18 protein-coding genes and 2 pseudogenes are annotated in these 21,285 nt (G+C 70.7%); 11 read left to right on the forward strand and 9 right to left on the reverse strand.

The genetic code is table 11. The features are described from left to right. The first annotated feature begins 63 nt into the window (after positions 1 to 63). Complete coding sequence (locus tag POF73_RS01550; protein ID WP_272112518.1) at positions 64 to 321, forward strand: hypothetical protein; 258 nt, start codon at positions 64 to 66, stop codon at positions 319 to 321. A 154-nt stretch (positions 322 to 475) separates the two neighbouring features. On the opposite strand, the gene POF73_RS01555 is transcribed toward POF73_RS01550, so the two are convergent. Next, positions 476 to 1,075, reverse strand: a complete 600-nt coding sequence (locus POF73_RS01555) for a TetR/AcrR family transcriptional regulator (protein WP_272112519.1) — start codon at positions 1,073 to 1,075, stop codon at positions 476 to 478. Positions 1,076 to 1,245: 170 nt separating this feature from the next. On the opposite strand from POF73_RS01555, the gene POF73_RS01560 reads away from it, so the two are divergent. Next, positions 1,246 to 2,778, forward strand: a complete 1,533-nt coding sequence (locus tag POF73_RS01560) for an FAD-dependent monooxygenase (protein ID WP_272112520.1) — start codon at positions 1,246 to 1,248, stop codon at positions 2,776 to 2,778. A 1-nt stretch (position 2,779) separates the two neighbouring features. Here the strand turns inward: POF73_RS01560 and POF73_RS01565 are convergent, their stop codons facing one another. Continuing rightward, on the reverse strand, positions 2,780 to 3,295 hold the full coding sequence (locus POF73_RS01565) for a MarR family winged helix-turn-helix transcriptional regulator (protein WP_272112521.1): 516 nt from the start codon (positions 3,293 to 3,295) through the stop codon (positions 2,780 to 2,782). A gap of 123 nt (positions 3,296 to 3,418) precedes the next feature. Here POF73_RS01565 and POF73_RS01570 point away from each other — a divergent pair, with 123 nt between their 5' ends. From POF73_RS01570 to POF73_RS01580, 3 genes are all read left to right on the forward strand, one after another. Next, positions 3,419 to 4,375: an EamA family transporter gene (locus tag POF73_RS01570; protein ID WP_272112522.1), complete on the forward strand. Its 957-nt coding sequence runs from the start codon at positions 3,419 to 3,421 to the stop codon at positions 4,373 to 4,375. Positions 4,376 to 4,453: 78 nt separating this feature from the next. Continuing rightward, entirely contained in the window at positions 4,454 to 5,374 is a 921-nt protein-coding gene (locus POF73_RS01575; protein WP_443049389.1) for a DMT family transporter, read from the forward strand. A gap of 14 nt (positions 5,375 to 5,388) precedes the next feature. Next, positions 5,389 to 6,294: a LysR family transcriptional regulator gene (locus tag POF73_RS01580; protein ID WP_272112524.1), complete on the forward strand. Its 906-nt coding sequence runs from the start codon at positions 5,389 to 5,391 to the stop codon at positions 6,292 to 6,294. Positions 6,295 to 6,335: 41 nt separating this feature from the next. Here the strand turns inward: POF73_RS01580 and POF73_RS01585 are convergent. After that, positions 6,336 to 6,440 (reverse strand): annotated as a pseudogene (locus POF73_RS01585) (GntR family transcriptional regulator); the annotation flags it as partial. A gap of 10 nt (positions 6,441 to 6,450) precedes the next feature. After that, positions 6,451 to 6,936 carry a DUF1203 domain-containing protein gene (locus tag POF73_RS01590; protein ID WP_272112525.1) on the reverse strand — a complete coding sequence of 162 codons (486 nt, stop codon included), beginning with the start codon at positions 6,934 to 6,936 and terminating at the stop codon, positions 6,451 to 6,453. 119 nt (positions 6,937 to 7,055) lie between these two features. Here POF73_RS01590 and pepN point away from each other — a divergent pair, with 119 nt between their 5' ends. Next, positions 7,056 to 9,629 carry an aminopeptidase N gene (pepN, locus tag POF73_RS01595; RefSeq protein ID WP_272112526.1) on the forward strand — a complete coding sequence of 858 codons (2,574 nt, stop codon included), beginning with the start codon at positions 7,056 to 7,058 and terminating at the stop codon, positions 9,627 to 9,629. Positions 9,630 to 9,717: 88 nt separating this feature from the next. Here the strand turns inward: pepN and POF73_RS01600 are convergent. After that, positions 9,718 to 10,433, reverse strand: a pseudogene (locus POF73_RS01600) (phosphotransferase family protein). Between the two features lie 141 nt (positions 10,434 to 10,574). Then, entirely contained in the window at positions 10,575 to 11,591 is a 1,017-nt protein-coding gene (locus tag POF73_RS01605) for an aspartate-semialdehyde dehydrogenase (protein WP_272112527.1), read from the reverse strand. 308 nt (positions 11,592 to 11,899) lie between these two features. Between POF73_RS01605 and POF73_RS01610 the strand changes: the two genes are divergently transcribed. Further along, a complete protein-coding gene (locus POF73_RS01610) occupies positions 11,900 to 12,427 on the forward strand; it encodes an RNA polymerase sigma factor (RefSeq protein WP_272112577.1) in 528 nt (175 codons plus the stop codon). Between the two features lies 1 nt (position 12,428). Then, positions 12,429 to 13,196, forward strand: a complete 768-nt coding sequence (locus POF73_RS01615; protein WP_272112528.1) for a hypothetical protein — start codon at positions 12,429 to 12,431, stop codon at positions 13,194 to 13,196. A 56-nt stretch (positions 13,197 to 13,252) separates the two neighbouring features. On the opposite strand, the gene POF73_RS01620 is transcribed toward POF73_RS01615, so the two are convergent. Then, positions 13,253 to 16,540: a S8 family serine peptidase gene (locus POF73_RS01620; RefSeq protein ID WP_272112529.1), complete on the reverse strand. Its 3,288-nt coding sequence runs from the start codon at positions 16,538 to 16,540 to the stop codon at positions 13,253 to 13,255. A gap of 193 nt (positions 16,541 to 16,733) precedes the next feature. Here POF73_RS01620 and POF73_RS01625 point away from each other — a divergent pair, with 193 nt between their 5' ends. The 3 genes from POF73_RS01625 (at position 16,734) to POF73_RS01635 (ending at position 20,723) form a co-directional block, all read left to right on the forward strand. After that, positions 16,734 to 17,201, forward strand: a complete 468-nt coding sequence (locus tag POF73_RS01625; RefSeq protein ID WP_272112530.1) for an NUDIX hydrolase — start codon at positions 16,734 to 16,736, stop codon at positions 17,199 to 17,201. 200 nt (positions 17,202 to 17,401) lie between these two features. Beyond that, positions 17,402 to 19,192: a TIGR03767 family metallophosphoesterase gene (locus POF73_RS01630; RefSeq protein ID WP_272112531.1), complete on the forward strand. Its 1,791-nt coding sequence runs from the start codon at positions 17,402 to 17,404 to the stop codon at positions 19,190 to 19,192. A gap of 319 nt (positions 19,193 to 19,511) precedes the next feature. Beyond that, positions 19,512 to 20,723, forward strand: coding sequence for a serine hydrolase domain-containing protein (locus tag POF73_RS01635; protein WP_272112532.1), 1,212 nt, complete (start codon positions 19,512 to 19,514; stop codon positions 20,721 to 20,723). Here POF73_RS01635 and POF73_RS01640 read toward each other — a convergent pair. Together POF73_RS01640 and POF73_RS01645 are read right to left on the reverse strand one after the other, a co-directional pair. Next, entirely contained in the window at positions 20,626 to 20,904 is a 279-nt protein-coding gene (locus POF73_RS01640) for a DUF397 domain-containing protein (RefSeq protein WP_272112533.1), read from the reverse strand. The genes POF73_RS01635 and POF73_RS01640 overlap by 98 nt on opposite strands. Beyond that, positions 20,901 to 21,257: a hypothetical protein gene (locus POF73_RS01645; protein WP_272112534.1), complete on the reverse strand. Its 357-nt coding sequence runs from the start codon at positions 21,255 to 21,257 to the stop codon at positions 20,901 to 20,903. The genes POF73_RS01640 and POF73_RS01645 overlap by 4 nt, the downstream gene beginning before the upstream one ends. Positions 21,258 to 21,285 lie beyond the last annotated feature (28 nt).

Here is a 21,285-nt window from a genome sequence, read left to right on the forward strand (position 1 = left end):
GGCCGCGACGCATACGGCACCCCGGGCGCGCGGCCCCTCATGGCGTTCTGTACTTTTGGGATCGTGGACAAGAAGAACGCCCTGCGCGCCGGCGCCCTGGCTGCCGGTACGACGCTGATGATGCTGCTCATGTCGTCCCCCGCGCTCGCGCTCACGCGTGACGACGGCGACGACCCCGGTCAGGGCCTGAGCGTCATCGAGACGCTGGGCCTCTACGTCCTGGCCCCCGTTGCCCTGTTCGTGGTCATCACCGGCCTGGTGATGGTCCTCGACAGGTCCAAGTCCGAGCACCGTGTGGTGAAGCCGGGGGCCAAGGCCTGATCCACCGCGGGCTCCCCGCCGGGCCCGCCGTGCACCGAAGCCGAGGGCGCTGCCCTCGCACACGTACGCGTATCCGCCGTACGTGTGCGAGGCCGGCGCCCTCGGTGTGTTCCCCGGCGGGCGATGTTCCCCGGATCCCCGGCCCTCGCCGCTCTCACGCCGGGTACGGCGCCGTCAGATACCGCTGCACCGTCGGCGCCAGCCACGCCACGACCTCCTCGGGGGCCAGCTCCACGGCGGGCGGAAACCGCAGCACATAGCGCGTGAGCGCCAGCCCGAGCAGCTGCGCCGACACCAGCGCGGCCCGCGCCGGGGCCTGCTCGGGGTCGGGGCACACCCGGCGGGCGACCGGCAGCAACTGGTCCCCGAAGATGCCCCGCATGCGCTCGGCCCCGGCCTGGTTGGTCGCACCGACCCTGAGCAGGGCCGTCAGCACCTCGTTCTTCTCCCACATGGCCAGGAAGTGCGTCACGAGCGCCCGGCCGGCGTCCTCCTTGGTCAACGACGCCGGGTCCGGCAGCCGCAGATCGATGGCGACGGCCGCCGCGAACAGGCCCTCCTTGTTGCCGTAGTAGCGCATCACCATCGACGGATCGATGTTCGCGTCCTTGGCGATGGCGCGGATGGTGGCCCGCTCGTACCCGTCGGAGGCGAAGCGCTCGCGGGCGGCGTCGAGGATCGCCGTGCGGGTGGCTTCGGAGCGACGGGGTGGAGTGGGGGCCGGGTCGGGGGTGGCGGCCTTGCGCTGAGTCATGTCAACGATCGTAGGCCAACGAATGTGGGCCAACAAGTGTGGGTCAACGTATGTGGGTCAACGCATGTGGGCCAACAAGTGTTGACATGCTCGACGTGCCCTCCTATCGTTGCCAACAAGCGTTGGTCAACGAACGTTGGCAAACGAATGTTGGCATTCAGGAGGCCACCATGCCCGGCACCCACAGCGCTCCCAGCACCCACCCCGTCACCCACCCCGTGATCGTCGTCGGCTCCGGTCCCACAGGCCTCCTCCTGGCCGGCGACCTGGCCGCCGCCGGCGTCTCCGTCACGCTCGTCGAGAAGCGCCCCCACGAGATCAGCAACCTCTCCCGCGCCTTCGGCGTCCACGCCCGCACCCTGGAGCAACTCGACGCCCGCCCGGCTCCCACCGCCCCCCTCGACGGAGGTGTTGCGCACGCACCCGTTTCGCGGAGTCTCGCCGACGAACTGCTGGCCACCGGCGACACCATCACCGAGCTCCGTCTCTTCCGGCGCCTCTCCCTCGACCTGGGCACGCTGCCGTCCCGTTTCCCGTTCCTGCTGATCACCCCGCAGTACGAGGTCGAGCGGCTGCTGGAGCGGCGGGCGCGGGAGCTGGGTGTCGAGTTCCTCTTCGAGAGCGAGGTCGTCGGACTGCGGCAGGACGGCGCCGGGGTCGACCTCGATGTGCGTGGCCCGGACGGGGCGGTCGTCACCCGGCGCGCGGCCTACGTCGTCGGCACGGACGGTCACCGCAGCGCCGTACGCCAGGCGCTCGGTCTGCCCTTCCCCGGCGTATCGGTCATCAAGTCCCTGTTCCTCGCCGACGTCCGGCTCGCCGAGGAACCGGAGAGTGTGCTCACCGTCAACGGCGCGGACGACGCCTTCGCGATGATCGCGTCGTTCGGCGACGGCTGGTACCGCGTCATGGGCTGGAACCGCCGCCACGAGGTCCCCGACGACGCCCCGATCGACCTCGACGAGATCAGGGAGGTCACCCGTCGCGCCCTGGGCACCGACTACGGCATGCATGACGCCCGTTGGCTCTCCCGCTTCCACAGCGACGAGCGGCAGGTCCCCGAGTACCGGGTGGGCCGGGTCTTCCTCGCCGGGGACGCCGCGCACGTGCACTCACCGGCCGGCGGTCAGGGCATGAACACCGGCCTCCAGGATGCGGCCAACCTCGGCTGGAAGCTCGCCGCGGCCGTCCAGGGCCGGGTGCCCGAGGGGCTTCTGGACAGCTACCAGGCCGAGCGCCACCCCGTCGGCAAGGCCGTGCTGCGCAGCAGTGGAGGGCTGGTCCGGCTGGCGCGGGCACAGAGCCCGGCGCTGCGTGCCGTACGCGCCCTTGTCTCTGCCTTCGTGGGCGCGGCCAGGCCCGCGCAGCGCGCCGCTCTGGCCCAGGTCTCCGGCATCGGCTTCAGGTACCCCGCGCCCCGCGGTGCCCACCGCCTGACCGGCACCCGCGTCCCCGACGTCGCCCTGGAGGGCGGCCGCCTCTACGAGGCCCTGCGCGGCGGGCGGTTCGTGCTGATCACCCCGAAGGACTCCGACCCGTACGAGAACGAGGGCTCCCGCAAGGAGCGGGTGACCGTGGAGCGTTGGGCGGGCGACCGGCGTACGACCGTGCTGGTCCGCCCCGACGGATACGTGGCCTGGGCGGCGGAGGCTGCGGACGCGGCGGCGGTCGAGGCGGCGCTCGCCGCGCACCTGGGTGGGTGAACTACCGGGATTCGGGTGCCCCCGCGAGCAACTCCCGTAGCAGGTCGGCCAGTTGGTCGGCCTGTTCGGCGTCGAGGGCGGACAGGGCCTCGGTCTGGACGGCGAGGCCGGCGCCGACCGCCTGGTCGATGAGGTTCAGGCCCTTCTCGGTGAGGGTGACCTGGAGGCCGCGGCGGTCGTGCGGATCGGGGGAGCGGCGCAGCAGGTCGGCGCGTTCCAGCTTGTCGAGGCGGCCGGTCATGCCGCCGGTGGTGAGCATCAGCGTCGCCGAGAGCTGGCGAGGCGAGAGGGTGTAGGGCTCGCCGGAGCGGCGCAGGGTCGCCAGGACGTCGAACTCGCCACGCGAGATGCCGTAGGGGGTGTACGCCTTGTCCATGCGGTCGCCCACCGTGCGGGACAGGCGGTAGATGCGCCCGAAGACCTCCATCGCCTTCGTGTCGAGGTCGGGCCGCACGGCCGCCCACTGGTCGATGATCGCGTCGACGGGGTCCTTGCGCTGGGGCGGGCGTGCACTCATGGGTCGAGTATCGGGCGCCGAACGATCACCCGCAAGAAAGTGGCTAGCCAAAAAGTAGCTTACTAGAAAGTAGCTCTGCGAAAAGTGGCTTGACTGGAAGTGGCTTAGGGCTAAGCTATTTTCATGGCCTCCAACCGTGTCGCTCTGATCCTCCTCACCGCCCTCGCCCCCGTCTCCTGGGGTACGACCTACGCGGTCACCACCGAGTTCCTGCCGCCCGACCGCCCCCTGTTCACCGGCCTGATGCGCGCCCTGCCCGCCGGTCTGCTGCTGCTCGCAGTCACCCGTGTCCTCCCGCGCGGCGCCTGGTGGGTGAAGTCGGCGGTGCTGGGCGCGCTGAACATCGGGGCCTTCTTCCCGCTTCTCTTCCTCTCGGCGTACCGGCTGCCCGGCGGTATGGCGGCCGTCGTCGGTTCGGTGGGCCCGCTGTTGGTCGTGGGTCTCTCGGCGTTGCTGCTGGGGCAGCGGCCGACGGTGCGGAACGTGCTCACCGGGGTCGTGGCGGCCTTCGGCGTCAGTCTGGTCGTACTGAAGGCGGCCGGTGCGCTCGACCTCGTCGGCGTGCTGGCGGCCCTGGCGGCCACGGCGTCCATGTCGGCCGGCACGGTCCTGACCAAGCGCTGGGGGCGCCCTGACGGCGTCGGCCCGCTCGCCCTCACCGGCTGGCAGCTGACGGCCGGCGGCCTGCTCATCGCCCCGCTCGCCCTCCTGGCCGAGGGCGCGCCGCCCGCGCTGGACGGCCGGGCGGCCGCCGGCTACCTCTATCTCGCGCTGGCGAACACGGCGGTCGCGTACTGGCTCTGGTTCCGCGGCATCGGCCGCCTCACCGCCACCCAGGTCACCTTCCTCGGCCCGCTGTCGCCCCTGACCGCCGCGGTGGTCGGCTGGGCGGTGCTGGGACAGACGCTGACCCCGCTCCAGCTCACGGGCATGGCGCTCGCGTTCGGGGCGACGGTCGTGGGGCAGGTGGGGGCGGGGCGGGGTGCCGTACGGTCGTCCGGGGCTCGATTGTTCAGTTCTGCTGAAGAAAACCATCGGAAAGTTTCGATGGACGTGACAGGTGGCGCGCTGCGACGGTAGATCGACCGACCGGCACCCGGCCGACCAGGCCGACCAGGTCGATCACCGTCCAGCGAAAGGATCTCCGTGACCGTCGTCCTGCCCAGGACAACCACCTCCACCCCCAGTCCCACTCCCACCTCCCTCCCCCGGGCGACCGCCCTCGGTCTCGCGCTCGCCGCCCTCGCCACCGTCGTCTGGTCCGGCAGCTTCGTCACCTCCCGCGCGCTGCACGACAGCGTGCCGCCGGTGCAGCAGGCGTTCTGGAGATGGCTGGTGGCGTTGGCCGCGGTGGCGCCCTTCGGGGCGCGGCAGGCGTGGCGGCAACGGGAGGTGATCCGCCGTCATCTCGGCTTCGTGGCCATCGCCTCGCTCCTCGGCGTCACCGTGTACAACACCCTGGTCAACCAGGCGGGACTGACGACCCCCGCCGCCAACATGGGCATGATCATGGCCGCTTCGCCGGTGCTGATGGCCGTGTTCGAGCGGGCCTCAGGAGTACGGCTGGGTGTGCGCCGGGTAGCCGGGCTGCTGGTGGCCTGCGCGGGCGTCGTGCTGCTGATCGGGAGTGGTGCGGGCGGGGCCCGGTTCGCGGCGGGGGACCTGTGGATGGTGGCGGCGGCGTGCTGCTTCGGGGCGTACAGCGGCCTGTTGCGCCGCAAGCCGGCCGAACTGGGCGGTACAGCCTTCCTGTTCACGACGTTCCTGCTGGGTACGGCCCTGCTGCTGCCGGCGCAAGGGGTGAGCGTGGCCGTGCAGGGCGGCTTCGACCCGACGCCCGGGACGGTCCTGCCGATCCTCTACGTCGGGATCGCCTCGTCCGCCGTCGCCTTCTTCGCCTGGAACAGGGCGATCGCGCTGGTCGGCCCGAGCCGCGCCGGGGCCGTCTACTACCTCCAGCCGGTGTGTGTGGCCCTGCTGTCCTGGGCCGTCCTCGGTGAGGCGACCGGCTGGACGCAGGCGGTGTGCATGGCGCTGATCCTCGGCGGGGTCGTGCTGGGGGCGGCGTCGCGTCGGTGACGTAGGTTGCCGCCATGGTGGAGTGGGACATCCGGAAGCTGCAGATCCTGCGGACACTGCGGGAACGGGGGACCGTCACCGCGACCGCCGAGGCGCTGCGGATGACGCCGTCGGCCGTGTCGCAGCAGCTGACCAATCTCGCCAAGCAGGTCGGCGTTCCGTTGCTGGAGGCACACGGGCGGCGGGTGCGGCTGACGGACGCGGCCCGGCTGGTGCTGCGGCATGCCGAGGCCGTGTTCGAGCAACTGGAGCGGGCCGACGCGGAGTTGGCGGCCTATGCGCACGGCGAGGTAGGGGAGGTGCGGATGGCGGCCTTCTCCACGGCGGTGCCCGCGCTGGTGGTGCCGGCCGTGCGGGCGCTGCGGAAGACAGCGCCCGGGGTGGCCGTACGGGTACGGGAGGCGGAGGCCGGGGAGGCGTACGAGCTGCTGGCCGCCGGGGAGGTGGACCTCGCCCTGTCGCTGGCGGCGCAGGCACCGACGGTGGGCGACGCACGCTTCACCCGGGTGCCGTTGCTGGCGGATCCCCTGGACGTCGCCCTCCCCAAGGAGCACGGCCTGGCGACCCCCGAAGGACGACAACGGCTTCGGCTGGCCGACCTCGCCGGGGAGGACTGGATCTTCGGCGGCAGCGGGCCGTGGTCGGACATCACCCGGGGGGCCTGCGAGGCCGCCGGCTTCAGCCCACGGCAGGGGCATTCCGCGGCCGGGTGGACCGCGATTCTGGCGATGGTGGAGGCGGGGATGGGGGTGGCGTTGGTGCCGCGGATGGCCGCCGTGGGGAGAAGCGGCGTCGCGATGCGCGAGGTGGGGGAGCCGCGGCCGGTTCGGCATGTGGTGGCGGCGGTGCGCAGGGGTGGGGAGGACTCCCCGGCGGTGGGGAGGGTGCTCGACGCCCTCCGGACGGTGGCGGCGACATAGCCGGGGGCGTCAGGCCCTCATTCCCATCCGCGGACTCGGGGTCACTCCGGCGTGAACTCGTACTGAAGTCCGTGGAGATGGCCTGCCTTGATCATGACGGTGGCTTCGATGGGACGCTGGTCGTCGCTGTGAACGAGCTGTTGAGTCAGCGGGAACTCAGGACCGGCGGACCTCGTACAGGAAGCAGCCGTACTCGACGGCCCGGACGTGGACGAGTGCCACCGCCGGGTCGTCGAACGCCTCCCGGAACGCCGCCTCGAAGTCCCCCTGTTCCGGGTGTTCCGGCACGAGCCGCCCGCCCAGGATGTGCCCCTCGGCCGAGTAGCGCCGCACCGTGCGGTGGGCGTTGGCGAAGGGCAGCGTGTCCCCGTCCGGCCCCGCGCACTCGTCCGCGTGGATGAAGACGGGACCCTGCTCGTCGTAGGCCCCCGGAGCGGCCCCCGTCTCCGCCGCCCAGCGGCGCAGGGGAGCGTACGAGACCAGGGCGATCCGCTCGCCGGGCGTGCTGCGGCGCAGGCAGCAGCGCAGCGGCGCCCCGCCCTCGTCGTCGGTCACGGGAACCGTGCGGCGCCCGGCGTCGTCGACGGAGCGCAGCTCCTTCAGGGCCGTCGGTTCGATGGGTCGTACGAGGTATGCCGTCATGGCCCCAGCCTCACCCGCCCGTGCCCCGTCCACCGGCGGTAAACGGACATCGCGCTCCGTCAGGTCACGTGGAAGGATGACCGAACCGCCGAACCTACACATATCGAGGAGATGACCGCGTGCCTGGCACAAACCTGACTCGCGACGAGGCTCAGCAGCGGGCCCAGCTGCTCACCGTCGAGTCCTACGAGATCGATCTCGACCTCTCCGGCGCGCAGGAGGGCGGTACCTACCGGTCTGTCACCACGGTGCGCTTCGACGTCACCGCGACCGGCGCGGAGTCGTTCATCGACCTGGTGGCCCCGACCGTGCACGAGGTGACGCTGAACGGCGACGCGCTCGACCCGGACCAGGTCTTCGAGGACTCCCGGATCGCACTGCCCGGCCTGCTTCAGGGCCCGAACGTCCTGCGCGTCGTCGCCGACTGCGCGTACACCAACACGGGTGAGGGCCTCCACCGTTTCGTCGACCCCGTCGACCAGCAGGCGTACCTGTACACCCAGTTCGAGGTCCCGGACGCGCGTCGCGTCTTCGCGTCCTTCGAGCAGCCCGACCTGAAGGCCACCTTCCAGTTCACCGTGAAGGCGCCGGAGGGCTGGACGGTCATCTCCAACTCGCCCACCCCGGAGCCCCAGGACAACGTCTGGGCCTTCGAGCCGACGCCGCGCATCTCGACGTACATCACCGCGCTCATCGTCGGCCCGTACCACTCCGTGCACAGCGTCTACGAGAAGAACGGCCAGTCCGTCCCGCTCGGCATCTACTGCCGCCCCTCGCTCGCCGAGTACCTCGACTCGGACGCCATCTTCGAGGTGACCCGGCAGGGCTTCGACTGGTTCCAGGAGAAGTTCGACTACGCCTACCCGTTCAAGAAGTACGACCAGCTGTTCGTGCCGGAGTTCAACGCGGGCGCGATGGAGAACGCCGGCGCGGTGACCATCCGCGACCAGTACGTCTTCCGGTCCAAGGTGACGGGCGCGGCGTACGAGACGCGCGCGGAGACCATCCTGCACGAGCTGGCCCACATGTGGTTCGGCGACCTGGTCACCATGGAGTGGTGGAACGACCTGTGGCTGAACGAGTCGTTCGCCACCTACACCTCCATCGCCTGCCAGGCGCACGCCCCCGAGTCGCGCTGGCCGCAGGCGTGGACCACGTTCGCCAACCAGATGAAGACGTGGGCGTACCGCCAGGACCAGCTGCCGTCGACGCACCCGATCATGGCGGAGATCAGCGACCTGGACGACGTGCTCGTCAACTTCGACGGCATCACGTACGCCAAGGGCGCCTCCGTGCTCAAGCAGCTCGTGGCGTACGTCGGCATGGACGAGTTCTTCCGGGGCGTGCAGGCCTACTTCAAGCGGCACGCGTACGGCAACACGCGCCTGTCCGACCTGCTGGGCGCCCTGGAGGAGACCTCCGGCCGCGACCTGAAGACCTGGTCGAAGCTGTGGCTGGAGACGGCGGGCATCAACATCCTGCGCCCCGAGATCGAGACGGACGCCTCCGGTGTCATCACGTCCTTCTCGATCCGCCAGGAGGCTCCGGCCCTCCCGGCCGGCGCGAAGGGCGAGCCGACGCTGCGCCCGCACCGGATCGCGGTGGGCCTGTACAACCTGGACGAGGAGTCCGGCAAGCTGCTGCGCGACGAGCGCATCGAGCTGGACGTGGACGGTGAACTGACCGCCCTGCCGCAGCTGTCGGGCAAGCGCCGCCCGGACGTCGTCCTCCTCAACGACGACGACCTGTCGTACGCGAAGGTCCGCCTGGACGAGCAGTCCCTCGCCTTCGTCACCGAGCACCTCGGCGACTTCGAGGCGTCCCTCCCCCGGGCCCTGTGCTGGGCGTCGTCCTGGGACATGACGCGTGACGCCGAGCTCGCCACCCGCGACTACCTCTCCCTGGTCCTGTCGGGCATCGGCAAGGAGTCCGACATCGGCGTCGTGCAGTCGCTGCAGCGCCAGGTGAAGCTGGCGATCGAGCTGTACGCCGCCCCGGTCACCCGCGAGGCCCTGCTGACCCGCTGGACGGACGCCACGCTGGCCCATCTGCGCGCGGCCGAGGCGGGCGGCGACCACCAGCTGGCGTGGGCTCGGGCGTTCGCGGCGACGGCCCGTACGCCGGAGCAGCTGGACCTGCTGGAGGGCCTGCTGGACGGCTCCCACTCCCTGGACGGCCTGGCCGTCGACACGGAGCTGCGCTGGGCGTTCGTGCAGCGCCTGGCGGCGGTGGGCCGCTTCGACGAGACGGAGATCGCGGGCGAGTACGAGCGAGACAAGACGGCGGCCGGCGAACGCCACGCCGCCACGGCCCGCGCCGCCCGCCCGACCCCGGAGGCCAAGGCCGAGGCCTGGTCCTCGGTCATCGACTCCGACAAGCTCCCGAACGCGGTCCAGGAGGCCGTGATCGGCGGCTTCGTGCAGACCGACCAGCGTGAACTGCTGTCCCCCTACACGGACAAGTTCTTCGAGGTCGTCAAGGACATCTGGGACTCCCGCTCCCACGAGATCGCCCAGCAGATCGCGGTCGGCCTCTACCCGACGCTCCAGGTCTCGGAGGAGACCCTGCAAAAGACGGACGCCTGGCTGTCGTCGACGGACCCGAGCGCGGCCCTGCGCCGCCTGATCTCGGAATCCCGGGCGGGCGTGGAACGCGCGCTCAGGGCCCAGGCGGCGGACGCGGCGGCCGAGTAGCAGTAACGGTCGTAATACGTACGCCGATGAGGGCGCCCGGTGCAACTGCGCCGGGCGCCCTCGTCCATGGGAGGGTGCTCGGCCGAGTTCAGCCCACTCCGCAGCGAGCGAGTGCAGCACGAACCTGGTCGAGCCCCTCCACTCTCCGCTTGTCCCGGTCGGGCATCTGGTCGCCCAGGCGCCAGCGCCAGGCCGAGAACATCGCCCAGTTCAGCGCGCGGCACCCGTGAATCAGGCCGTGGTCGGCCCCCGCATAATGCTTTCCCACTTCTTCGGGCGCATGGGCGAGGTCGAACTCGACAGGCCCACGGCAGCACGTGGCGAGGTCCACGAAAAGCGGCCCTCTTCTCGTGTTGAGGAGGTTGCCCGGATGCGGCTCGCCGTGCAGCAACTGGTCGCCGGCTCTCTCGATGCCGATTGCGGCGCTCAGGCCGCTGAGGGTGTCGCTGAGGAGTTCCCGGTCGGAATCGGGCAGCTCGGGGGACTGCTCCCGGTCGTTCACCACTCCGAGCGCCCCGGCGACTCGATCGGTGAAATGCGGTGCGTCCAGATCGAGCCGACCCGAGGCGCTGGCTCAGCCACCGGAGCGTCGGCGCCGACGAGGCGGCGGGCAGCCTCGATTTCGAACTCGGAATCAGCCAGATGCGCTGAAGGCGCGACCCGAGCCAGCACATCGCAAGGGACCAGACGAAGCGCCACACGGTCCGAGTCGTGGACGACGACCACATCGTCGACCTGAACGCCCAGCTCCGAAGCGGTCGCCCGTCCTGCCTCAACTGCGCGCCGGAGTTCTAACGGCTCCATCCTTCCTCGCGCAGACGGACGGCTGGCTGTCGTGCGTGAGCAGTCGTACGACGGGGAGGGGGACCAGGCGCCGCGGCACCTGGTCCCCCTCCCCGATTCACACCTGTCGTCCGCAGCTGCCTGCGTGCCGACGTCAGCCCTTCAGCTCTTCAGCTCGGCCGCCACCAGCTCCGCGATCTGCACGGCGTTCAGCGCGGCGCCCTTGCGGAGGTTGTCGTTGGAGATGAACAGGGCGAGGCCGTGCTCGACCGTCTCGTCCTGGCGGATGCGGCCGACGTAGGCCGGGTCCTGGCCGGCCGCCTGCAGCGGGGTCGGGACGTCGGTGAGGGCCACGCCGGGGGCGCCGGCCAGCAGCTCCTTGGCGCGCTCCACGCTGAGCGGGCGGGCGAAGCGGGCGTTGACCTGGAGAGAGTGGCCGGAGAAGACCGGGACACGCACACAGGTGCCGGAGACCTTCAGCCCGGGGACCTCCAGGATCTTGCGGGACTCGTGGCGGAGCTTCTGCTCCTCGTCGGTCTCGTGCAGACCGTCGTCCACGATGGAGCCGGCCAGCGGCAGGACGTTGTACGCGATCGGCGCGACGTACTTGTGCGGCTCGGGGAACTCCGCCGCCGAACCGTCGTGGGTCAGCTTGGGTGCGTCCTCGCCGACCTTCTTGACCTGCTCGAACAGCTCGTCCACGCCCGCGAGACCCGAGCCCGACACGGCCTGGTACGTGGCGACGACCAGCGCTTCGAGGCCGGCCTCGGCGTGCAGCGGCTTCAGCACCGGCATCGCGGCCATCGTCGTGCAGTTCGGGTTGGCGATGATGCCCTTGGGGCGGTCGGCGATGGCGTGCGGGTTCACCTCGGAGACGACCAGCGGGACCTCGGGGTCACGGCGCCACGCCGAGGAGTTGTCGATCACCACGGGGCCCTGTGCGGCGACCTTCGGGGCCAGCGCCTTCGAGGTCGCGCCGCCCGCCGAGAACAGCACGATGTCCAGACCGGAGTAGTCGGCGGTGGCCGCGTCCTCCACCGTCACGCCGTCCAGGACCGTCCCCGCGGAGCGGGCCGAGGCGAACAGGCGCAGCTCGGTGACCGGGAAGTTGCGCTCCGTGAGGATCCTGCGCATGACCGTACCGACCTGACCGGTGGCTCCGACGATTCCGACCCTCACGGCGACTCCCTCTAGGCGTTCCTGCATGGCTGCGGCCTTTCCATCATGCGGCCGACCCTGGTCCGCCTGTCCAATTCTTTGCGCTTCATACCCGCCGACCGGGCCACCCCGACCGGCCGGACGGTACCGGAACTCCCGTCCGCACCCGCGCTGAGCTGCAGAAATTCGCCCTACGGCGACCTCGTGCCGCAAGCTGTGCGGCACTCGCGTGTCGGTGTGACGTACACCTCGCGAAAACTCCCGACGACCCGGTCGAACGTTTCCGTGCGCTGCGGCGTCGTAGAGGAAACGCGGTGAGGGGGTGGCTTGTGCTGCGCAGAAAGGCCCGCCGTGCCCGGGAGGACGATCACACCGATCCCCTGGACGCGGCTCAGGAACGCCGGGTACGGGCGGTGCTCGCGCTCGGCGGCGTGCCGCAGACGGACCTGCTGGACGGGGTACAGCAGGTACGTCTGCGGCTGCTGGAGCGGGCCGCGAGCGGACGTGAGGCGCCGCGGGACGTGTCGGCATGGGCGGCGGTCGTCGCCTCCAACCTCGCCATGGACTGGCACCGGGCGAAGAAGCGGCAGGAGCGGCTCGGCGAACGGCTCGCCTCCCTGCGCCAGACCGAGCACCCCTCCGGCGAGGACACGAGCCTGCTCTCCCTCGCCGTCGCCCAGGGCCTGGACGAGCTGCCCGACGCCCAGCGTCAGGTCCTCGTCCTGCGCTTCTACGGCGATCTCCCCGTGCGCGACATAGCCGAGGAGCTCGGTATCCCGGAGGGCACGGTCAAGAGCAGGCTGCACACGGCGGTACGGGCCCTGCGCGCCCGCCTGCACGAGGACGAGGTGGTGTGACATGACCGCCGAGAACGACAACCGTGAAGGCCGTACCGGTGTCGACGCGCTGATGGCCGCGCTCACCGACGAGCCGCTCGGCGACGAGGCGCGCGCGGACGCCGCCTTCATGGCCGAGCACCGGTCGGCCGCCGCGGATGTGGCGCTGCTGCGCGAGCAGCTGGAGATCATCGGGCACGCGCTCGCCGAACCACCGGCGCCGGTCCCGGTCCCGGAGCCCGAGCATGCCCCCGCCCCCGCCCCCGCCCGCGTACGCCGCCCCGCCCGCGTCCGGCACCGGATCCGAACCGTCGCCCTCGGCTCCCTCGCCGTGGCCGCCGCCGCGTCCGTGCTGGTCGGCCTGGGCTGGCTGCTGACGCACGCCGGGTCAGGCGACGCCATGAACTCGGACGCGGGCGGCGCGGCCGACAGCAAGGCGGCCGCCTCACCGTCCGTCGGCGCGGACTTCGGCAGCCCCGACTACCTCGCCTGCTCCCGCCTCGTCGCCGAGGGCGTCGTCACCGCCGTGGAGCCGGTGCCAGGCACGACACAGGAGCGGATCACTCTGCGCGTGACCCGCGCCTACCTGCCGGAGAAGCCCGGGAAGAACGGGGACAAGGTGACCTTCGAGATGGAGAAGGACTCCGTCCTCAAGGGCGAACACCTCCTGGTCGGCATCCCCCGGGACGCCACGACCCCGGACGTCTGGTTCATCGGCGAGGAGGACATCGCCCCGGAACGGGCCTGGATCACCGCTTCTCTCCGCGAGGCGCCCAAGCCGACCTGCTGACGGCAAAGGGCGGGCGCCCCTACGGACGCCCGCCCCCATTGCCGTACTCGAACGAACTACGGCGTGACCTTCTCGATCTTCACGCTGCCCGTGCCCGCGACCGTGCCGCGCGCGTTCAGCAGCTGGACCTGGCCGAAGAACGCACGGCCCTCGGGCGCCGCCGCGGCGGCGGTGACGCTGCCCGTGACGGTGGCCGAGTCACCCGTGCCGAGCTTCACCGGCGCCGACTCGTCGACCTTGACGGTGCCGAGCGCGGCGGAGAAGAACACGTCCAGGTAGTCGTACGCCGTCGAACCGGCCGGAATCGAGTAGCCGATGACGTCGATCGTGTACGTCCCGGCGGCCGGGTTCGCGACCGACACCGCCTCCTCGGAGTCACCGTCGGCGGAGCTTCCCACCTCGGTGCCGGCGGCGTTGCGGACGACCAGGTCGAGGTCGGCGGCGGCGTCGGAGACGTTGCCGATGGAGACGTCGAGCGAGGTCGCGCCCGCGGGCACCTCGACCGTGGTGGTCTGCGTGGCGCCCTGGGCGATGGTCGGACGCGCGGTCTTCGACGAGCCGAGCGGGCCGCCGGCCAGCTTGCCGTCGATCGCGGCGTACTTGTTGGTCACCTTCCAGGAGGCGGCGGCCGGGGTGCCGACCTTGGCCTCGGGGACGGTCACGGTCTCCGGGTCGAAGGCCGCGCCGAGGACGGTGACGTCCAGCTTGTACGGGTTGTCGAGCAGCGGCGACGTACGGCGCGACTCGACCTCGATCTCCCAGACGCCGGGCTGCGGGTCGGCGTAGGAACGCACGTCCGGCTTGCAGCCGTTGCCGGCGAGGTAGTTGTTGTAGCAGTACGGCGTGCCGGTGTTGTCGGACGGGGTGCCGTACGGGTGGATGGCGATGAACCGGGTCTGGCTCTTGTCCTTGAGCCCGCCGATCGCGACCTCCAGCGACTTCGCGCCCTCGGGGACGGTGACGAAGTACGACTTGGTGCTGTTGCGCTGCACCGAACCGGACGCCGAGTAGCTGTACTTGAGCGGCGCGGAGACCACGACCGTGTTGAGGATCTGCTTGTCGACGCCCTCGGTGCGCGGGTCGTCGACCTCCAGGATCGCGCTCTTGAGACCGGCCGAGGACGGCTTGGCGGCGACCTTGACGGTGACCGGCTTGTTCAGGCCGAGGCTGATCTCGTCGGAGCCGACGATCCGGAAGGTGCCGCCCGCGTTGTTCTCCAGGTTCAGCTCGTGCCGGATCGCCTTGTCCGAGCCGGACGTACGGGTGATCGTGACGTCGTACGTCTTCTTCTGCCCGGCCTTGAGGCCGCCCTCGCGGTCGTAGACGCCCGTGCCGAAGCCCGGCGTCTTCAGGAGCTGGTCGATCGCGGTGTCGACCGGCGCCTTCACCGTGTACTCGTGGGCGGTGGCGCCGTCACGGATGGAGTCCCAGGCGTCCTCGATGTTGATGAGGCCGGCACCCTCCTCGTACGCCTGAACACCCTTGATGTGGTCGGCGGTCGAGGTCAGCGCGGTGCGCAGCTTCGCCGGGGTGAGGGCGATGCGCTTCTGCTTGGCGGCCGACAGGAGCAGCGCGGACGCGCCCGCGGCCTGCGGGGACGCCATCGAGGTGCCCTGGAGCATGCCGTAGCCGGCCGGGAGCGGGTAGCCCGCCTCGGCGACCGGGGCGCCCGGCAGCCAGGTCTGGATGCTGTTGATCGCGGCACCCGGGGCGACCAGGGTCGGGGTGAAGCCGCCGTCCTCACGCGGGCCGCGCGAGGAGAACGGCATCATCGCGTACTTCTTCTCCACGGCCGAGCCGTAGTTGGCGGCCCAGGTCTCCTTGGAGATGCTCGCGCCGACCGAGATGACCTTGTCGGCGAGGCCCGGGTCGCCGATGGTGTTGGCGCCGGGGCCGGAGTTGCCGGCGGAGATGACGAGCTGGACGCCGTAGGTGTCGATCAGGCGCGTGTAGAGCTCGGCGCGGGCGTTGTTGCCGTCGTTCAGCGCCGGGAGGCCGCCGATGGACATGTTGACGATGTCGACGCCGCGGTTGGTGACGAGGTCGATCATGCCCTCGGTGAGCGCGACGTTGGTGCAGCCGCCGGTCCAGGTGCAGGCGCGGGAGGAGACGAGCTTGGCGCCCGGTGCCTCGCCGTTCATGTCGCCGCCGAACAGGCCGTTGGCGGCGGTGATGCCGGCGACGTGCGTGCCGTGCTCGGACTCGATGACGCCGATGTTGACGAAGTCGGACTTCTTGCCGACCCAGTCGCCGCCCAGCGGGTCCATCGGCACGTCCTTGCGGATCTGCACGACGAACGGCTGCCGCTCGGCGACGTCGGTGGCCGGGTTGTCGGTGCCGAAGTACCCGATCTGGTAGCCGTCCTTGTACGGCTTCATCGGGGTGTCGTCACCGAAGTCGTTGTTGTTGTTGAGGTCGACCCGGACCGTGCCGTTCGCCGCGTCGTAGAGGACGCCCCACGAGTCGGTCTTGTCGCCGTCGCGGTTGGCGTCGCCCGCCGCGTCGCCCCCCGTGGTGTACGACTCCAGGAAGGTGCTCACCTGGTACGAACCCGCGGGCGCCGTCCAGGTCTTGCCGCCGTAGGTGAAGGTGGGCCCGGAGACGGAGGTCACCATCGGGCGCCAGGTGCGGTCGCTGTCGAGCAGCGGGTCGGTGGCGGTGACCCAGTCGACGATCTTCCGCTCACCGGTGGTGGTCTTCTGCAGGGCGGGATGCCCGAGGTCCACACCGCTGTCGAGGATGCCGATGGTGATGCCACGGCCGTCGGACTTCGGATGGTCCTCGACGAAGTCGACGGCGCCCGTCTCGAACGACGGGTTGTACGGGTTCTCGGCCGGAGTGTTCTTGTCCGGGGCCGAGGCCGCGACGGCGGCGGCCGACGACTGCTTCGTGTCGACGGCGGGGTCGTCCAGGGGTATCTCCTCGCGCAGGTCGATGCCGTGCACCGAGGAGAGCTTCGCCGCGGCGGCGATGGCCTTGTCGGCCTTGCCGGTGGGGACGGTCGCCCGGACGTAGCCGAGCTTGTCGTAGGTACGGCCCACAGAGCCGACCGCGTCCAGCTGCTCGGTGACCTTCTCGGTCTGGCCGGGCGCGGTCGCGATCATCATCGTGACGTTCTTGTCGCCGTCGGCCTTGGCCTCGGCGAGCAGGTCGGCGTCGTCCGAACCGAGCTTGTCGTGAGCGGACTTGACGCTCGGGTCCGTCGCGGCGGGCGCGGGGTCCACGGCCAGGGCCATGGGTATCGGCCCGGCTGCGGAGAGCGCGGCGACGAGACCGGCGGCCACGGCTATGCGGGCCGCGCGTCTCGCGCCGGGCTTAGGTTCGCGCTGGGGGGTGAGGGTCATCGGCATCCCTTGTTGGTAAAGGAGCATCTGTCGTCCGGAATGCGATCCCGGACGACCGCACAGCTTTATGCAAGGGAAGGATGTTTGGGAAGAGTTGACCGAATCGAAATGGACGGATGGGGAAAACCCCCGACGAACTTTGGGGAGATCAGCCGCAAACGGGACATGTCGACGGTGGCGCTAATGTCCGTACGTGCGGAAAAACCTGAGGGTGGCGGCCTACGCCATATGCGTACGGGACGGGCAACTCCTCCTGGCCCGCTCCCCGGCGCCCGGCGGCGGCCATGAGTGGGTCCTGCCGGGCGGCGGCATGGAGCACGGCGAGGATCCCTACGACACGGTCGTTCGGGAGGTGGAGGAGGAGACCGGCTACCTCGTCGAGCCGACCGGACTGCTCGGCCTGGACTCCGTCCGCCGCAGCTTCCCGGGCCGCCGCCTCCGCCGGGCCGTGGACCACCATGGCCTGCGGCTCGTCTACGAGGCCAGGATCACCGGCGGCGAACTCCGCCACGAGACGAACGGCTCGACGGACATGGCGGCCTGGCACCCGCTCGACACGGTGACCGACCTGACCCTCGTCCCCATGGTCGTGAAGGGTCTGGCGCTGTGGCGTGAGCGCCCGGCGACGGGACGGGTACCCCGGAAGATGAACGCTGAGTGACCGCGTCCCGGCCGTTGAAGGAGCGGCCGTGGACGCGGAAGGTGGGCGAAGATCCACGTACGGTGATCGGCGTTGCCCGTTGCCGTCATGTTCATGTACAGGTCATCCCCGGTGCCAACGATCCACAGTGAGCGGGTCGTTCGCCTGAGGCGGACGCTCGCGTCCTGTTGCCGACGCGTTCGCACTCGGGGAGATCGCGCATGTCGCGCATACGCTCTGTCGCCAGCTCCGCGGTGGGGGTCCACCGCCGCACCCTGCTCGCCGCCACCGGAGCGGTCACGCTCTCCGCGGGCGTCGGCTACGCCCTGCGGCCCACCGACAGCCAGGCCGCCACCACCGCCGACCCGGCGGGCGCGCCGAACGCCGCCGCGGGCGCCGCTGCCGCCGAGGCCCCCGCCGGCGCCTCCCGCAAGTTGCCGGTCGCCCTCGCGCCCTACACCCGGGGGACCACCCTCGCGAACGTCGCCACCCCGACCGGCACCGGCGGCTACCGCCGGCTCGCCGACGGACCCGGCTGGCGGCGTGTCGTGCGGGAGAACCTCGCGTCGGCCAAGGCGGGCCGCGAGCAGCGGCGTACGGCGCTCGCCGCCTTCGTGCAGCTCACCGACCTGCACCTGATCGACGCCCAGCACCCGCTCCGCCTTGAGTACCTGCGCTCGACGGACGTGCACGCCTGGCGCCCGCAGGAGGCCCTGACCGTGCCCGGCGCGGTGGCGCTCGTGGAGCGGATCAACGCGCTGCGCTCAGGCCCCGTCACCGGCGCCCCGCTGCACTTCGCCATGACCACCGGCGACAACACCGACAACAACTGCAAGTCCGAGCTGGACTGGTTCCTGAAGGTGATGAGCGGCGGCCGGGTCACCCCCAACACCGGTGACCCGCGGCAGTACGAGGGCGTCCAGAGCAGCGGCCTGAAGCTGTACTGGCAGGCCGACGACAGCATCCGCGACGCCGACAAGCAACTCGGCTTCCCGCACATCGAGGGCTACCTGGCCGCCGCGATCCGCGAACTGCGCAGCCCCGGCCTGAACATCCCCTGGTACTCGACGGTCGGCAACCACGACGCGCTGCCGCTGGGCACCTACGCCTCGCACAGTGACTCCTACCTCACCGACCTGGCCGTCGGCGGCAAGAAGCTGATGAACGTGCCGGCCGCCGACGCCAAGAAGCTCCAGGACTCCCTCAAGCAGGACCAGGACCCGAGGGGCACCGTCTTCAAGGACTTCCTCAAGGCCCACGCCCGCTCGATGCGCTCGGTCACACCGGACGAGGGCCGCGCCCCGTTCACGCCCCGCGAGTACGTGCAGGCCCATCTGAACCCGGCCCTGCGCGGCCACGGCCCGGTCGGCCACGGCTACTCGACGGCCAACCTGGAGGCGGGCACCCAGTACTACAGCTTCCGTATCGCCGACGACGTCATCGGCATCAGCCTGGACACCACCAACCCGGGCGGCCACTACGAAGGGTCCATCGGGGCGGCCCAGTTCAAGTGGCTGGACAAGACGCTGCGGGACAACAAGGACTCGTACGCGATCATCTTCAGCCATCACACGAGCGAGACGATGGACAACCTGCGTCGCGACCCGGCCCGCCCGAACGAGCGGCGCGTCGGCGGTGCCGAACTGCTGCAGCTGCTCGGCAGCCACCGCAACGTTCTCGCCTGGGTGAACGGCCACATCCACAAGAACGTCATCACCCCGCACTCCGCCTCCGGCGGCCGCGCCTTCTGGGAGATCTCCACCGCCTCCCACGTCGACTTCCCCCAACTCGCCCGGATCATCGAGGTGGTGGACAACAAGGACGGCACGATCTCCCTGTTCACCACCCTGATCGAGTCCGCGGCCCCGCACCGCACGAACTTCACCGACCTCTCCCAGACGGGCCTGGCCGCGCTCTACCGCGAGCTGTCCCTGAACGCCCCCGGCGCGCGCTCGACCCTCGGCGGCGACCGCAAGGACCGCAACACGGAGCTGGTACTCAAGAAGGGCTGAGAGCCGCCCAACTGCCGTACAGATCCTCAACCTTCGTCTCGCCCTCCGGGTGAGTCTCCTTGATCGAACCGAGTGCGAGATGGAGGGGAAGACATGACTGAGGACGGCCGCCATGCCCTGGCGTTCAACTTCAACGGGGACTGGTCGGGGGACAGCCACGCCGTGGTCGAGGCGGAGTTCTGCGGTGGGTGACCGTCCCGTCCATCGCGGTTGTCCGAATCCGGCTCAACCGCCGTACGGCGCCTCAACCTTGGCGTGAGCCCCAGAGTCTCCACCCCCGACCACGCTCGACATGAGCGGGAAGACAGGGGGAGAAGACATGAGCGTACGTACGACCCGCACGGCACTCGTGGCGGCGACGGCGGTGGCACTGTCCGTGGCCCTCGCGGCCCCGGCCCTGGCGGCGGCACCCGCCAGAGCCGACCACGAGGCGACCCGCAAGGCGATCGAGGCCGCGGTCGGGGACGGCGTGCCCGGAGTGACGGCCACGGCGAAGGACCGCCACGACACCTGGTCGGCGACGGCCGGCGTCGGCAACCTCAAGACGGGAAAGCCACGTTCGGCCGACGATCGCTACCGGGTGGGCAGCATCACCAAGACCTTCGTCGCCACCGTGCTGCTCCAGCTGGAGGCGGAGGGCAGGCTGTCCCTGGACGACAGGGTGGACAAGTGGCTGCCGGGCCAGGTGCGGGGCAACGGCCACGACGGCAGCCGGATCACCCTGCGCCAACTCCTCAACCACACCAGCGGCATCTTCAACTACACGGCGGACGACGACTTCGGCCGCACGTACTTCCTGAAGGACGGCTTCTTCAAGCACCGCTACGACACCCAGAAGCCCGAGGAACTGGTCGCGCTCGCCATGACCCACAAACCGGACTTCGAGCCGGGGACGTCGTGGAACTACTCCAACACCAACTTCGTGCTCGCCGGAATGGTGATCGAGAAGGCCACCGGACGGCCGTACGGCGACGCGATCCGGGACCGCATCATCAAGCCCCTGCACCTGACCGCCACCTCCGTCCCCGGCACCCGGGTGACGGTGCCGGGACCCAGCAGCCGGGCCTACTCCAAGCTGGCCGAGACGACGACAGGGCCGACGTACGACGTCACGAAGCTCAACCCGTCGCTCGCCTTCTCGGCCGGCGAGATGATCTCCAACTCCACCGACCTCAACCGCTTCTACAGCGCCCTGCTGCGCGGCAAGCTCCTCCCGCGCGAGCAGCTGACCGAGATGACCACGACCGTCCCCGTCGACGAGACCAACGGCTACGGCCTCGGCCTGATGAAGGCCAAGCTGACCTGCGGCGTCACGGTCTGGGGCCACGGCGGCGGCATCCACGGCTCCCAGTCCGAGGGGGTCACGACCGAGGACGGCCGCCACTCCCTGGCCCTCAACTTCAACGGCGACTGGTCGGGGGACACGGTGGCGGTCATCGAGGCCGAGTTCTGCGGAAAGGCGCCGGCGAGCGCCGGTCACCGAGCGGGCTCCGGTCCCGAGGTGATGTTCGCACCGCCTCGCATCGGCTGACCGACCCCGGAGTCAGGGCCTCGCGTCTCCTCCGACGCAGGTAACGAATGCCGTCCACGCCGTGGGGGCAGGCGGAGCGCGGGGCCGGTCCGGTGGGGTTCTTGGAGCCGCGGATGGCGACGGCCGGCGTCAGGTGGGCTGTCTCGACGCAGTTCTGGCCGGTGCCGTCGCGCGAGCTCATCCCGGAGTTCGACGACTGAGCCTCGTGACCGTCAGGGCCAGCAGCCCCGCTGTTCCGTAGGCCATATAACCGGCGCCCCGCCGGTAGAGACCGGAGCGGTCCTGCTCCTGCGCGTACTTCTGCTGGTCGTACGTCCTCGTGCCCGTCGAGCGGCCGCCCTCGGTGCTGTAGGAGACCGCGCAGGTGTAGCCGCGTCGCATGGGGCCGGGGTGCGACTCGCCGTCCTCGCCCAGTTGGAGGCCGGGGCACTCCGGGGCGCCGTAGGACGACGCGCCCCTCGCCAGCGTGACCAGGCCCCACAGCAGCGGCAGCAGGAACAACGCCAGCAACACGCCTCGAAGTTCACGTCTCATCCCGCCCAACCTAGCCAGGGTGCCCACG

Source organism: Streptomyces sp. HD (assembly GCF_028369295.1).
In the GTDB taxonomy this organism is placed as follows: domain Bacteria; phylum Actinomycetota; class Actinomycetes; order Streptomycetales; family Streptomycetaceae; genus Streptomyces.

Coding starts and splice junctions, on each gene's coding strand:
- POF73_RS01620 (WP_272112529.1), bottom strand. CDS start 16,540: ATGACCCTCACCCCCCAGCGCGAACCTAAGCCCGGCGCGAGACGCGCG.
- POF73_RS01560 (WP_272112520.1), top strand. CDS start 1,246: ATGCCCGGCACCCACAGCGCTCCCAGCACCCACCCCGTCACCCACCCC.
- POF73_RS01590 (WP_272112525.1), bottom strand. CDS start 6,936: ATGACGGCATACCTCGTACGACCCATCGAACCGACGGCCCTGAAGGAG.
- POF73_RS01615 (WP_272112528.1), top strand. CDS start 12,429: ATGACCGCCGAGAACGACAACCGTGAAGGCCGTACCGGTGTCGACGCG.
- POF73_RS01630 (WP_272112531.1), top strand. CDS start 17,402: ATGTCGCGCATACGCTCTGTCGCCAGCTCCGCGGTGGGGGTCCACCGC.
- POF73_RS01580 (WP_272112524.1), top strand. CDS start 5,389: ATGGTGGAGTGGGACATCCGGAAGCTGCAGATCCTGCGGACACTGCGG.
- POF73_RS01555 (WP_272112519.1), bottom strand. CDS start 1,075: ATGACTCAGCGCAAGGCCGCCACCCCCGACCCGGCCCCCACTCCACCC.
- POF73_RS01640 (WP_272112533.1), bottom strand. CDS start 20,904: ATGAGCTCGCGCGACGGCACCGGCCAGAACTGCGTCGAGACAGCCCAC.
- POF73_RS01635 (WP_272112532.1), top strand. CDS start 19,512: ATGAGCGTACGTACGACCCGCACGGCACTCGTGGCGGCGACGGCGGTG.
- POF73_RS01645 (WP_272112534.1), bottom strand. CDS start 21,257: ATGAGACGTGAACTTCGAGGCGTGTTGCTGGCGTTGTTCCTGCTGCCG.
- POF73_RS01570 (WP_272112522.1), top strand. CDS start 3,419: ATGGCCTCCAACCGTGTCGCTCTGATCCTCCTCACCGCCCTCGCCCCC.
- POF73_RS01565 (WP_272112521.1), bottom strand. CDS start 3,295: ATGAGTGCACGCCCGCCCCAGCGCAAGGACCCCGTCGACGCGATCATC.